General features: G+C 64.5%; 13 protein-coding genes. 7 read left to right on the top strand and 6 right to left on the bottom strand.

All coding sequences use genetic code 11. From position 1 onward, the window contains the following. The first annotated feature begins 26 nt into the window (after nt 1-26). Complete coding sequence (locus H7H34_RS18435; protein WP_185926070.1) at nt 27-1,100, top strand: DUF2336 domain-containing protein; 1,074 nt, start codon at nt 27-29, stop codon at nt 1,098-1,100. Nucleotides 1,101-1,110: 10 nt separating this feature from the next. Here H7H34_RS18435 and H7H34_RS18430 read toward each other — a convergent pair whose 3' ends face one another. The 4 genes from H7H34_RS18430 to fliI form a co-directional block, all read right to left on the bottom strand. Then, complete coding sequence (locus H7H34_RS18430) at nt 1,111-1,548, bottom strand: paraquat-inducible protein A (RefSeq protein WP_185926069.1); 438 nt, start codon at nt 1,546-1,548, stop codon at nt 1,111-1,113. Between the two features lie 3 nt (nt 1,549-1,551). Continuing rightward, nucleotides 1,552-2,028, bottom strand: a complete 477-nt coding sequence (locus tag H7H34_RS18425) for an acetyltransferase (protein WP_185926068.1) — start codon at nt 2,026-2,028, stop codon at nt 1,552-1,554. Nucleotides 2,029-2,162: 134 nt separating this feature from the next. Beyond that, a complete protein-coding gene (gene fliJ, locus H7H34_RS18420; protein ID WP_120269556.1) occupies nt 2,163-2,573 on the bottom strand; it encodes a flagellar export protein FliJ in 411 nt (136 codons plus the stop codon). A 29-nt stretch (nt 2,574-2,602) separates the two neighbouring features. Next, complete coding sequence (fliI, locus tag H7H34_RS18415) at nt 2,603-3,928, bottom strand: flagellar protein export ATPase FliI (RefSeq protein WP_120269555.1); 1,326 nt, start codon at nt 3,926-3,928, stop codon at nt 2,603-2,605. A gap of 383 nt (nt 3,929-4,311) precedes the next feature. Between fliI and ctrA the strand changes: the two genes are divergently transcribed. Together ctrA and H7H34_RS18405 are read left to right on the top strand one after the other, a co-directional pair. After that, nucleotides 4,312-5,001: a response regulator transcription factor CtrA gene (gene ctrA, locus H7H34_RS18410; RefSeq protein WP_067218837.1), complete on the top strand. Its 690-nt coding sequence runs from the start codon at nt 4,312-4,314 to the stop codon at nt 4,999-5,001. A gap of 84 nt (nt 5,002-5,085) precedes the next feature. Next, the gene (locus tag H7H34_RS18405) at nt 5,086-5,862 is read left to right on the top strand and encodes an aminoglycoside adenylyltransferase domain-containing protein (RefSeq protein WP_185926067.1); all 777 of its coding nucleotides are present in this window, start codon (nt 5,086-5,088) and stop codon (nt 5,860-5,862) included. 10 nt (nt 5,863-5,872) lie between these two features. Here H7H34_RS18405 and H7H34_RS18400 read toward each other — a convergent pair whose 3' ends face one another. Further along, complete coding sequence (locus H7H34_RS18400; RefSeq protein ID WP_185926066.1) at nt 5,873-7,036, bottom strand: pyridoxal phosphate-dependent aminotransferase; 1,164 nt, start codon at nt 7,034-7,036, stop codon at nt 5,873-5,875. Nucleotides 7,037-7,186: 150 nt separating this feature from the next. Here H7H34_RS18400 and H7H34_RS18395 point away from each other — a divergent pair, with 150 nt between their 5' ends. Then, entirely contained in the window at nt 7,187-7,867 is a 681-nt protein-coding gene (locus H7H34_RS18395; RefSeq protein ID WP_245165118.1) for a GntR family transcriptional regulator, read from the top strand. A 392-nt stretch (nt 7,868-8,259) separates the two neighbouring features. Then, entirely contained in the window at nt 8,260-9,462 is a 1,203-nt protein-coding gene (locus H7H34_RS18390; protein ID WP_185926065.1) for a Shedu immune nuclease family protein, read from the top strand. A 112-nt stretch (nt 9,463-9,574) separates the two neighbouring features. Here the strand turns inward: H7H34_RS18390 and H7H34_RS18385 are convergent, their stop codons facing one another. Continuing rightward, on the bottom strand, nt 9,575-10,285 hold the full coding sequence (locus H7H34_RS18385) for a GntR family transcriptional regulator (protein WP_185926064.1): 711 nt from the start codon (nt 10,283-10,285) through the stop codon (nt 9,575-9,577). Between the two features lie 115 nt (nt 10,286-10,400). On the opposite strand from H7H34_RS18385, the gene H7H34_RS18380 reads away from it, so the two are divergent. Both H7H34_RS18380 and H7H34_RS18375 read left to right on the top strand, forming a co-directional pair. After that, nucleotides 10,401-11,294, top strand: a complete 894-nt coding sequence (locus H7H34_RS18380) for a dihydrodipicolinate synthase family protein (RefSeq protein WP_185926063.1) — start codon at nt 10,401-10,403, stop codon at nt 11,292-11,294. 68 nt (nt 11,295-11,362) lie between these two features. Beyond that, nucleotides 11,363-12,607: an NAD(P)/FAD-dependent oxidoreductase gene (locus H7H34_RS18375; protein ID WP_185926062.1), complete on the top strand. Its 1,245-nt coding sequence runs from the start codon at nt 11,363-11,365 to the stop codon at nt 12,605-12,607. Nucleotides 12,608-12,614: the final 7 nt, after the last annotated feature.

Genomic DNA, 12,614 nt, shown 5'->3' with positions numbered 1-12,614 from the left:
TTGCAAGAGCCGCAAAAGGACACCGGATGCTCAACGAACTGTTGAAGCTCGCTCGCAACCCGACCCGCGAGGCGCGCTGCAGGTTGCTGCAGCGCGTCGCCGATCTTTTTCTGGATCGCGTGGGCGAGCACAGCGACGAGGAACTGCGGCTGTTCTGCGACATCATCATGAAACTGCTCGACGGGGCGGAGCTGAAGGTGCGCGCGCATCTGTCCCAGCGCATGGCGCCGTGGAGCCAGACGCCGCACCAGATCGCCTACCGGCTTGCCACCGACGAGATCGTCGTGGCGACGCCGATGCTGGAGCTGAGCCCGGCCTTGACCGAGGCCGATCTCGTCAAGATCGCCCGGCGCATGCCCGAGAGCCATCTTCTGGTCGTCGCCCGGCGCGAGGGCTTGCCGGGCCGGGTGTCGGATGCGCTGGTGGAACGGGGGCCGACCAAGGTCTGGCGGGCGGTTGCCGAGAACCGGCGCACCGGCCTGTCCGACTGGGCGCTGCGGACGCTGGCCAAGCGCTCCTTGTCCGATACGCGCCTGCGCTCCAGCGTGGCGGCGCGCGGCGACCTGACGCCGCTGATCTGCGAGTGGCTGATCCCGCATGTGAACGCGGCGACCCGCGTCCGCCTGGAGGCGATCCTCAGCGGAACCGATCCGGGCGACCTGACCATGCCCGAGGCGGACAGCGACGAGCTGCGGCGCCGGTACAACCTCTTCATGGAATCCTGCGATGTGGACGAGGCCTGGCGCCTGGTGCAGGAGGGCAAGTACAGCTTTGGTTCGATCCTGCTCGTCCTGCTGGCGGAAGCGCGCACGGGCGATGCGTTCGAGCTGTTGGCGCGCCAGACCGGCGAAAGCGTCGCCTCCATCCAGCGGGCGGTGTACCAGTCCGGCATCGACGAGTTGATCGGCCTGTGCCGGGTTTCCGGCACGTCCGACCAGGTGTTCCTGGCTCTGGCGCATCTGCGCTGCAAGCATCTGGGCATCCCCGAGACCCAGGCGATGCGCTGGCTCGATGCCTATCGCCGGACCCGCGCGACAAAGACCGGCAGCGGGCCGAGCCAGCTGCGCAGCCATCGTCCGAACGGCGCGCCGCTGTCCTGAGCTTGTCCGTTCAGCGGTTGCGGGAGACGATGGCGGCGGCCAGCGCGGTCATCACGGTGGCCGAAGCGTAGAACCACAGGCCCGGCAGGCTGGTCGCCGAGGCCAGCCCGCTGGTCTTGGCGGCGAAAACGACCAGCGCCACCAGCATCACATCCATCATCGACCACTTGCCGAGCGCATGCATCAACGCATGGCCGATCCCCGAGCGGCCGGCGATGGCCGCCACATGCAGGGCCAGGATCTTGGCCGCCGGAAAGGCGATGGAGAAGAGGCCGACCACGACCGCCAGCAGCGTTTCCTGTTCCTGCCACAGGCCGGCGACGAGCGCGAGCAGCGCCGGACGGTCGGTGAGGAAATAGAGCCGCTCCAGTTCGAGCAGCGGCAGCGTCAGGCCGAGAATGAAGCAGGTGGTGGCGGCCGGCAGGAGCAGGGCGAGCAGAAGGCGCATGGCTCAGCCGCCCCGCATTTCGGCGCTTGCCGCCGGACTTGCGCCTGCCTCGTGCACCAGGTGCAGCAAGGGGTAGGGGCGGCCCTGGTCGTCGCGCTCGGAGCGGCCGGTGACGGTGAAGCCGAGGCGCTCGTAGAAGGCAGCAGCGCCCGCGTTCTGCTCGTTGACGTCGGTCATGAGGCGCGGAAACTGCGCCAGCGCATGGGCAACGAGCGCACGTCCCGCACCCCGTCCATGGGCAGCCGGGTCGATGAACAGCGCATCGAGATGGCCTTCGCTCAGCACCATGAAGCCGGCCACCGTGCCGTCCCGGTCGAGGGCGAGGGTCAGCGGGACCTCGGGCAGGAAGCCGCGCACCATCTCCTCGATCTCCGCGAAGTCCTCGGGGGAGAGGAAGTCATGGGTGGCCGCGACGGCGCGCTGCCAGATCGCGATGGCCGTTGCGCTTTCGCCCGCGCCTGCGTTTCGTATCGTCCACATGGGCGCTGCTATCCCACGCAAAGAGGGCCCGCGCAAATGCAAAAGGGCCCGCGCTGCGGGCCCCTTGGAATGGGTCGAGGAGAATTGGCGCCGACCCGCCTCGTCCCGCTTGCACGGACACGAAAAGGCGACGGTCAGATCCGGGTCTTGCGGCGCGCCGCCACTTCGTCGAGGGCGTCCTGCTCGGCGGCATCGCGCTCCTGGCGCTCGCGAATCTGGTCGCGCTCTTCCAGCAGCTCGAATTTCTTCAGCTCTTCCAGCGCCTCGCGCAGGTCCTCGCGCGCGGCCTCCAGCTGACCGTTCAGCTCCTCGGCGGAGTTCAGCAGGTTGTCGCGGCGCTGGGCCGCGGCCTTGGCAAAGGTCGGGTACGCGAAATGGCCGACATCGGTGATGCCGACACGCTCCTGCTCTGCGAGGATCTGGTCGTCCAGCTCGCGGGCCATGCGCTTGAACTCGTCGACCATCGACTCGATCTGTGCCAGCTGGCGACGGCGCTCGTCGACCTGAAACTGCTTCAGGCGAATGAGACTCTCACGCGACTTCATTACTCAATACTCCCGTTGCGCAGGCCAACTTAAGCGAGAGTCATTTCCAAAAGGTTGGCAAGTTCACTATAGCCGGCTCCGATCGTGCTCGCATCGCCTTTCGACTGGCCGAGGAAGGTCTCCAGCCGGTCGTGGCGGGCGATCGCCTCGTCCACCACCGGGTCCGACCCGCGGCGATAGGCGCCGAGGCGGATCAGTTCTTCCATGTCGGAGTAGGTCGCCATCAGCGCCCGTGCCTTGCGCAGGATCGGCTGCACCTCTTCCGGCACGCAGCGCGGCATGGTGCGCGAAACCGACTTCAGCACGTTGATCGCCGGATAGCGGCCGCGCTCGGCGATGGCCCGTTCCATGACGATATGGCCGTCGAGAATGCCGCGTACCGCGTCGGCGACCGGCTCGTTGTGGTTGTCGCCTTCCACCAGCACTGTGAAGAGACCGGTGATCGAGCCCGATCCGGGTCGGCCCGGTCCGGCACGTTCCAGCAGCTTGGGCAGCTCGGTGAAGACGGTCGGCGTATAGCCCTTGGAGGTCGGCGGCTCGCCGATGGACAGGCCGATCTCGCGCTGGGCCATGGCAAAGCGGGTGACGGAATCCATCATGCACATGACGTTGCGCCCGGCATCGCGGAAATGCTCGGCGACCGTCATGGTCAGATAGGCGGCCTGGCGCCGCATCAGCACGCTTTCGTCGGAGGTGGCGACGACGACGACCGAGCGGGCGAGGCCCTCCGGTCCCAGGTCGTCCTCGATGAATTCCTGCACCTCGCGGCCGCGCTCGCCGATCAGGCCGATCACCGCGACATCGGCCGCCATGTTGCGGGCGATCATCGACATCAGCACCGATTTGCCGACGCCCGAGCCGGCGAAGATGCCCATGCGCTGGCCCTCGCAGCAGGTGACGAAGGTGTTGAGCGCACGCACGCCGAGATCGAGCGGCGGGCCGACGCGGCCCCGCTCCCCGGCTGCCGGCGGGTTGGTGCGCAGCCGCCGCGGTTCGCCGCCGGCGGGCAGGGGGCCGAGGCCGTCGATCGGCTCGCCCATGGCATTGACGACGCGCCCGAGCCAGCCGTCGCAGGGATGGGCCAGGCTCTCGCGCGCGGTCAGCACGGCGCGGCATCCGAGGCGCACGCCCTCCAGCCCGGCAAAAGGCATGCACAGCGCGCGTTCGTCGCGGAAGCCGACCACCTCGGCCGGCACGGCCGGACCGTTTTCCCCGCTCTCCACGGCGAGGACGGCACCGACGCTCATTTCGTGTACGGGGCCGGCAACTTCCACCAGGAGACCCTGCACGGCGACCACGCGGCCGTAGATCTCGGCGGGCATCAGGGCTTCGAGTTCGGCGAAGAGTGGGTCCATCTGATCCTCAAGGGTCGGTAAAGAAGGTCCCAGAAAGCGAAGATATGGTAACCTATCGTTTACAAGTTTGGTTAATCTTAATGTCGAGGGTTCTGGATGGCGAGCCATCCTGGGTCCCGCGTCCGGCGTAGAGGTTGAGTCACCTGAGTCGTTTGCCGCGGCTTGTTAATGTGACACTTGAAGATTTTATGGAAAGGATTTCCATTGAATTTTCAAGGATTTGGAAAAGTTTTCCAAACTGGCCTCATCGGCGCTTGCAGGTGTGAATCAGAATTTGTTAACCATTGTCTCACACACTGAGTCGAGGTTAACCGCAGTCCTTAGCACCGGGAGCGTACTGGCCGGCGCGGCTTGCCCAGGATAGGCAGACATAGGGGATTGGCATGCGTGTCCTGTTGATCGAGGATGACAGCGCAACGGCGCAAAGCATCGAACTGATGCTCAAGTCCGAGAATTTCAACGTCTACACGACGGATCTTGGCGAGGAAGGTATCGACCTCGGCAAGCTATACGATTACGACATCATCATGCTGGATCTCAATCTGCCCGACATGTCGGGTTACGAGGTCCTGCGGACGCTGCGCGTGTCCAAGGTGAAAACTCCGATCCTGATCCTGTCCGGTCTCGCCGGCATCGAGGACAAGGTTCGCGGGCTCGGCTTCGGCGCCGACGACTACATGACCAAGCCGTTCCACAAGGACGAGCTCGTGGCGCGTATCCATGCGATCGTGCGCCGCTCGAAGGGTCATGCCCAGTCGGTCATCACCACGGGCGACCTGGTGGTCAATCTCGACACCAAGACGGTCGAGGTTTCCGGCCAGCGCGTGCATCTGACCGGCAAGGAATACCAGATGCTGGAGCTGCTTTCCCTGCGCAAGGGAACGACGCTCACCAAGGAGATGTTCCTGAACCATCTCTACGGCGGCATGGACGAGCCGGAACTGAAGATCATCGACGTGTTCATCTGCAAGCTGCGCAAGAAGCTGGCAGCCGCCACGTCGGGCAAGAACTACATCGAGACCGTCTGGGGTCGCGGCTACGTGCTGCGCGAGCCGGAAGAGAAGGCGGCCTGAGCCGGCCTTCCCTGCGATTGATGTCTTGAGTTTTGATCGAAGGCCCTGCCATGCGGCGGGGCCTTTGTCGTTTTGGGGCGGGCCATGGGCGACCGCGACGAAATTCCGGACCAGGCGCGGGCGGTTCTCGCTCTCCTGCAGGGGGAGGCGGACATGCCGCTTGCCGGGCTCTACTTGCACGGTTCGGCCGTTGCCGGCGGGCTGCGTCCGCATAGCGATCTCGATCTCCTCGCCGTTGTCGACCGCCCGCCGGGTGCATCTGCGCGCCACCGGCTGCTCGATGCCCTGCTGCGGATCTCGGCGCCGTATCCGGCTCCCGTCGGCGGGCCGCGCTGCCTCGAGCTGATGGTGTTCGAGCGCTCCGCCCTTGCCCGCCCCTCCGCGGCGATGGAAAGCACCTTCGTCTATGGCGAATGGCTGCGCGAGCGCTTCGAGGCGGGCGAGCTGCCGCAGCCGCTTGCCGATCCCGAGCACACGCTGGTTCTGGCGCAGGCGCGCCGGCAGGCCGTGCCGCTCGCCGGCCCCGCTGCCGCCGACCTGCTGCCCGCTATCGGCATTGCGCAGGTTCGCGAGGCGATGCGCCAACTGCTTCCGGGGCTGCTCGAAGGGCTGGAAGGGGATGCGCGCAACGTCCTTCTGACGCTGGCGCGCATGTGGTGGACCGCCGGTACCGGCACCTTCCTGTCCAAGGACGAGGCGGCGGAAAAGGCCGCCAATGCCTTTGGTGCGAGCACGGGCGAGTTGCTGCACGCCGCGCGCCGGGCCTATCTCGGCTTTGCCGGCGATGCCGAGCTCGGCCCGCCCGCGCTCCTGCGCGAGGTTGCCGGACATCTTTCCCGCGAGATCGAGGCCCGGCTTTAGCGCTGCCGCCTCACATCCCCCAAGCGGCGCGGAAGCGCTCGCGGATGCCGGCAAGGCGGGCGCGCGGCTCGTTGGCGAAGACGAGGCGCAGGTAGCGTCCGGCCTGGTCCGGCGCGCCCCAGCCGGTCATTGCCGTGGCGGCGATCCGCCCCTTGTCCAGCAGCAGCGCCGAGGCCCGCTCCGGCGGCAGGTCGAGGGCGGCCGTGTCGATCAGCAACGACCAGCCGCCGTCGGGGCGCACGCAAGGAAGGTCGGCGAGCTCGGCGAGGATCAGGTCGCGCCGCGCGCGCCAGCGTCCGGTCGCCTGCGCCACGCCGTCGTCATTGGTCGTCAGGGCGGCGGCCGCGCCCGGCATGCCGATGCCGACCTGGCAGACGACGTTTGACAGGCTGACGAGGCCGACATCGTTCATCAAGGCGCGCGGGCCGACGATCCAGCCGACGCGCCAGCCGATCATCCGGTATTCCTTGGAGACGCTGCCGACGGTGATGGTGCGCTCGCGCATGTCCGGAAACTGCAGCGGGTGCAGCATAGGCGCATCGGTATAGAGGATCCGCTCCATCGCCGCGTCATGCACCAGCCAGGCGCCCGTCTGCCGCACCAGATCGCAGATCGCCTGCCATTCCTGGTGGTTATGGACGATGCCCGAGGGCATCGACGGGCTCATGGTCAGCACCGCGCGCGTCTTGTCGGAGCGGGCGGCTGCAAGCGCCTCAAGGTCCAGCCGCCAGCCGCCCTCCGTCACCTTCAAGGGCACAAGGCGCGGCACGCCGCCGGCCAGGCGGATGCGGTTGAGCAGGCCGGCATAGGCCGGATCGGTGATGATCACCTCGTCGCCCGGCTCCAGGATCGCCAGCAGCACGTTGAGAATGCCGGAAAGGCCGCCGGCCGAGACGATGCATTCCGCCTCCGGGTCATATGCGACGCCGGTGTCGGTCTTGATCCGGGCGACGGCCGCCTCGCGCAAGGCGTGGATGCCGAGGAACGGCAGGTAGCTGTTGGCCTCGTCCGCATCGACAGAGGCGCGGGTCGCCTCCAGCGCGGCGCGCGGCGGTGCGATATCCGTGTCGAGGTTCTCCAGCCGCAGCATGTCCGGATCACCGAGCGCGTCGGCGGCATTGCCCATCTTGTCGACATTGATGCCGGGGATGTGGCGCAGGCGAGAAACTGTCATACGATTCTCCTTATTGGATCCAATTTAAGATATTGAATGCAACAGGCGCTGGCTTATGTCAATTCTCGAGAGCGTCGGAGGAGGGACCTGAGTCGCGGCAAGACCCGCGCTCCGCACCTCGCGGCGGGCAAAAGGACAGGCAAGGGGATCATGACCGTGAGCGGATCGGGCGACAGCGGGCAGGGGATGCAGACGGCGGGCGCCAGGGGCCGCGACCAGACGCAGTCCGTCGCCGACCGGCTGCGCGCGCGGATCATTTCCGGGGAACTCGCCGCCGGCCAGCCGCTGCGCCAGGAGACGATTGCCGAGGCCTACGGCGTCAGCCGCATGCCGGTGCGCGAGGCGCTGCGCCTGTTGCAGGCGGAAGGCTTCGTGGAGATGGTCCGCAATCGCGGCGCCAGCGTCGCCGCCATCGACGCGCGCGATCTCGCCGAGATCCACGAGATGCGGGTGCTGGCCGAGTGCCTTGCCCTGCGCCACGCGATCCCCGAACTGACCGAGAGCCGGATCGACCGGGCGGAAAGCATCCAGGGCGAACTGGAAACCGCGCCGATCGAGGCGTTCGGCGCGCTCAACAAGCGCTTCCACATGACGCTGTACGAGGCCTGCGCCCGCCCGCGCCTGCTTGCGCATATCTCATTGCTGCACGATGCGGCGGACCGCTACCTGCGCATCGCCATCCGCCAGCTCGACTACGCGGTGCGCTCCGACCGCGAGCACCGCGAGCTGCTCGCCGCCTGCCGCCGCCGTGATGCGGAGGCCGCGCAGGAGATCCTGCGCACCCACATCGAGGAAGCCGGCAAGGCGTTGCTGGGGGCGTTGCCGGGGTAGGGGGGGCTACCGCTCCAACCCGCCGGTCAACGTCATCGCCTGGCGAGGGCAGAATGACCAAGTTTGAGGCTAGCGACGAGACACACAAGGCCTTCAAGGTTGGTTGGTCACATGGGCACACCAACCTCCGCGACACTAACGGGCGAGCACCGCTTCGGGCCTTCATCGATGGTCTGTCCGTCAGGGTGTTGCAGCCGCTGCAGAAACCGAAGAAGACCTGCTGACAACTGACCAAAAACAGGATCTAATCGATCCTGTAAATAGCCTCGGTTGTCCTTGGCTTCAAACGCGGGAATGTTACGATAATATCATCCCTGTAGGGGGGCGCGAGTTATGTTTTGGTATAATTCAAATTAGAATAAATATTCTTCTCTACTGCGATTGGATCGTCGATGTTGTTCGAGAAGTTTTGTAGAAAAACCACCAAAATTTGGAATAATTATCTATCAATGATTCGGAGTGCTGAGTTAAGGCATGATGGAACTCCTTTATTTGCAAATACGGCCGTATTTACGAATTTCAATGATTATTTCAGTTTTGAGCTCTATGGTTTATCAAGATCAATTCCAGATCGAATTGAAACGATAAAGCAGAAAGGCGATAATGTTTATGACTTAGTTGACCTTTTTAAGTTGAGAGAGTCTGTCTCGCATTTTAAATTTGGCAAAGGGCTTGTTACGCTGTCTAATTTATGTATAGCGCATGAAGGAGACTCGGAGCTTATCGCGAAAAGATTTCCTGTAGAAAAAATATATAAAACAAAAATTATTCGGCAAGGTGGAAAGGGGTCTTTTCTTAGGTTTTCTGATGACTTCAAATTTTGTGCCTTGGATCATGTCCTTATATCAAATTCTTATGATGGTATCTATAGAAGTAGAAATATAATATTACTTTGTATATTTAAGAGAAATATAACAAATAGAGATCTAGAAAAATTTTTCGAAGACATTCTTTTTAGATCTAACGGGTATAACAAAGTTCTTGGTGCGCTTGTCTGTAGCTCAAATTCTGATGAATATATTTTCACGGTGTCTGAATTGCAGAACGTCATCATTACTCCTGCGGCGCGGGAGACAACTATAGGTCATATATTAAGTAAGCATTCAACTATATTGAAGTGCGCACTGAGTTCCGATCATATCATCTATGAGCCATATTTGAGGTGGATTGAATGGGATGCGGATCCCGGGCAGGAGGCTATAAACCCAGATTTTCTGGTGCAAAATATGAGTGGCGGGTATGATATACTTGATTTAAAACTGGCGAGATTTGATAAGAGCAAAATGTACAAGGGGAGTATCCCTAGGAGAAGATTTGTTGATTATGTGAATGAGGGGATAAGTCAGCTTTATAATTATAAGAAATATTTTGATTTCCAGAAAAATAGAGAATATACTCTCCATAAATATGGAGTTTTTGTTGAAAATCCAAAGCTCATACTTGTTGTTGGTAATTTGGAGAACTTGCCTCCAGAGGAAGTGTCTCGAGCAATGGCGCCTTATAAGGGCTTGGAAATAATCGACTATGACACGCTTGTTTCTCTTTTTATAAATAACACCGGCTCTCTTTCTCCTGCCGGCCAACCCATTTTGTGATGTTTAATTTGTTCTGGCTCAAGAACTTCGTTCAATTTCCTCAAGCACGTCTGCAGTATTCGCCAGGGAGTGCGTTGCGCTCCATATTTTCAAGTGCAACCGCGCGCCCCCTCTACCTCTCGAACCCGCCCGTGAGCGTCATCGCCTGACGGCGGAGGTAGTGCATGAGGTCGTCGGCGCGGGAGCGGGCGAGGGCGACATCGCCTGAGGCGATGGCCTGCATCAGTTCCATGTGGTGCCAGGCGGCGGAGTTGAGGTCGCTCTCGCCGAAATAGCGGAACCAGAACCGCCGCGAATGGGTCTGCAGCGGCGCCACCACGCGGGCGGCGAAGGGATTGCACGCGGCCACCGCGACGATCTCGTCAAAGGTCTTGTCCTCGCGCAGGAAGGCATCGACATCGCCGGCGGCGGCAGCGTCCCGCATGGCGCGGGCGCACGCGCCCAGCCGGTCGCGCTCGTCGCGGCTCGCCAGATGCGCGGCCGAGCCGGTCAGCAGGATCTCCAGCGCGTGGCGGGTTTCCAGCACCCGGGCGAAGTCGGCCGGGTTGATGTCGGCAACCAGAATGCCGAGGCGCGGACGGATCGTCACCAGCCCTTCCCAGGCCAGCCGCTGGATCGCCTCGCGGATCGGCGTGCGGCCCATGTCCAGCAGCGCCGCGATGCGGCTTTCCGTCATCGCCGTGCCCGGCGCCAGCCGCAGGGTGACGATCTGCTCCTCCAGCGCGCGATAGGCGCGGGCCGCCCGGCTTTCCTCGCCCTCCTGGCTGGCGGGTCCGAGCTCGGCAGGTCCGGCGCGTTCGCCTCCGGCGGGGCTGGCGGTCATGGCGGTCTCCTCTCGCTTCCTCTCCTTGATATATCAGTCGTTGACAGAAGGGAAGGTGCGTGGGAATGTGCGCTCGACAACTGATATATCAGATGGCGGCAAGGGAGTTTCGATCATGTGGCGCGGTGTGTTTCCGGCGGTAACGACCAAGTTCACCAGCGACGACCGGCTGGACATGGCCGAGATGGAGCGCTGCTTCGCGCTGCAGGTCGAGGCGGGTGTCGACGGGCTGATCGTCTGCGGCTCGCTTGGCGAGGCGATGGCGCTCGAGGGCGAAGAAAAGCTCGAGATCCTCAAGCTGGCCAAGTCCGTCGCGGGCAGCCGCCCCGTCCTGATGACCGTGTGCGAAAGCTCGACGCGCCGCGCGGTCGCCGCCGCACAGGCTGCGGCCAAGGCCGGCGCCGACGGCCTGATGGTCCTGCCGGGCGTGCCCTATCGCTCGGCCCCGCACGAGACGCTGGCGCATCTTTTCGCGGTCGCCCGCGGGTCCGGCCTGCCGATCATGGTCTACAACAACCCGGTCGCCTACGGCGTCGACGTGACGTTGGACATGTTCGATGAGCTGGCCGGCGAGCCGCTGGTCGTGGCGATGAAGGAATCCACCGACGACATCCGCCGCGTCAGCGAGGTGATCTCGCGCTTCGGCGATCGGTTCGACGTCTTCACCGGCGTCGACAACCTGGCGCTGGAAAGCCTCGTCATGGGCGCCACCGGCTGGGTCGCCGGTCTCGTCGTCGCCTTCCCGAAGGAGACGGTGGCGATCTGGAAGCTGGCGCAGGCCGGCCGCATCGAGGAGGCGCGGGAGATCTACCGCTGGTTCCGCCCCTTGCTGGATCTCGATGTCTCGACCAATCTGGTGCAGAACATCAAGCGCGCCGAAGTGCATGCCATCGGCTCCAACGACCGCTGCCGTGCACCGCGCATGGCCTTGAGCGGCGCAGAAGCCGAGCGGGTCGACGGCATCATCCGCGCCGCGCTGGACACGCGGCCGCAGCTGCCGGCGCTCTGAGGCGAGAGCGGCGCCGGTCGGGTTCGGCCAGTGTCCGGCAAGAGACTTTATTGGGGCGTGAAGGACGCATGGGCGACAGGTCCGAAGTGACCATCATCGGGGCCGGCATTATCGGCCTCGCCACGGCGGCGGCGCTGCTGGAACGCGGCCATGCGGTGACCGTGATCGACCGGGACGAGCCGGGCAGCGGCACCTCGCGGGGCAATGCCGCCGGCATCGCCTGGACGGATGTCGCCCCGCTCGCCTCGCCCGGTATCTGGCGCAAGGCGCCGGGCTGGCTGCTCGACCCGCTCGGGCCGCTCGCCATCCGCCCCTCCTATGCCCTGTCCATCCTGCCGTGGATGCTGCGCTTCGTGCAGGCCTCGCGGCCGGCCGCCTGGCGCCGCTCCATCGGTGCCATCGCCGCGCTCAATGCCGCCGCGCTGCCCGCCTGGGAGCGGCTTTGGCTCCGGAGCGGCACGCTTCACAGGGTGAAGCGCGAGGGCTGTCTCGACGTTTTCGACAAGCCGGCCGAGATCGCGCGGGCCCAGGCCGGCTGGCAGCTGCAGCGCGACCACGGCATCGAGGTGCGCGAGCTGAGCGGTCCCGAGCTGCGCGACATGGAGCCGGATCTCGGGCCGACGGTGGCCGGCGGCGCCTTCCTTCCCGGCTGGGTGCAGGTCGACGACCCGCACGGGATGTGCCTCGACCTTGCCGCCCATGTGCGCGCCCGCGGCGGCACCATCGAGCGTGGCGAGGTGGCGGCGATCACCCGTTGCAGCCAGGGTGTCGTGCTGCGCATGCGCGAGGGGCCGGTGCGCCGCGCGCCGTATGTGGTGCTCGCCTGCGGGGCCTGGTCGCGCCGGCTTGCCGCCGGCGTCGGCGAGGACGTGCCGCTCGACACCGAGCGCGGCTACAACATCACGGTTCCCGACCCGGGCGTCTCCTTCCGCCGCTTCATCATGCTGGCCGGCTACGGCTTCGTGCTGTCGCCGCTGGCCAGGGGCCTGCGCATCGGCGGGGCGGTGGAGTTCGGCGGGCTTGAGGCCGCGCCCGACTGGCGGCGGGTCGATGCGCTGGTGGCGCGTGCCGGCAAGGTGGTGCCGAAGCTGGATGCGACGACCGGCGAGCGCTGGATGGGCTTTCGTCCCTCGCTGCCCGACAGCCTGCCGGTGATCTCGCAAAGCCGCCGCGTGCCGGGCCTGATCCACGCCTTCGGCCATGCCCATCACGGATTGACGCAGGCGGCGGTGACGGGCGAACTCGTCTCGGCGCTCGTCGCCGGCGAGCAGCCGGCCATCGACCTTGCCCCTTATGCGGTCGACAGGTTCTGACAGACGG

This window comes from Stappia sp. 28M-7, assembly GCF_014252955.1.
Classification (GTDB): Bacteria; Pseudomonadota; Alphaproteobacteria; order Rhizobiales; family Stappiaceae; genus Stappia.
This window is presented reverse-complemented; position numbering and strand designations above follow the sequence as displayed.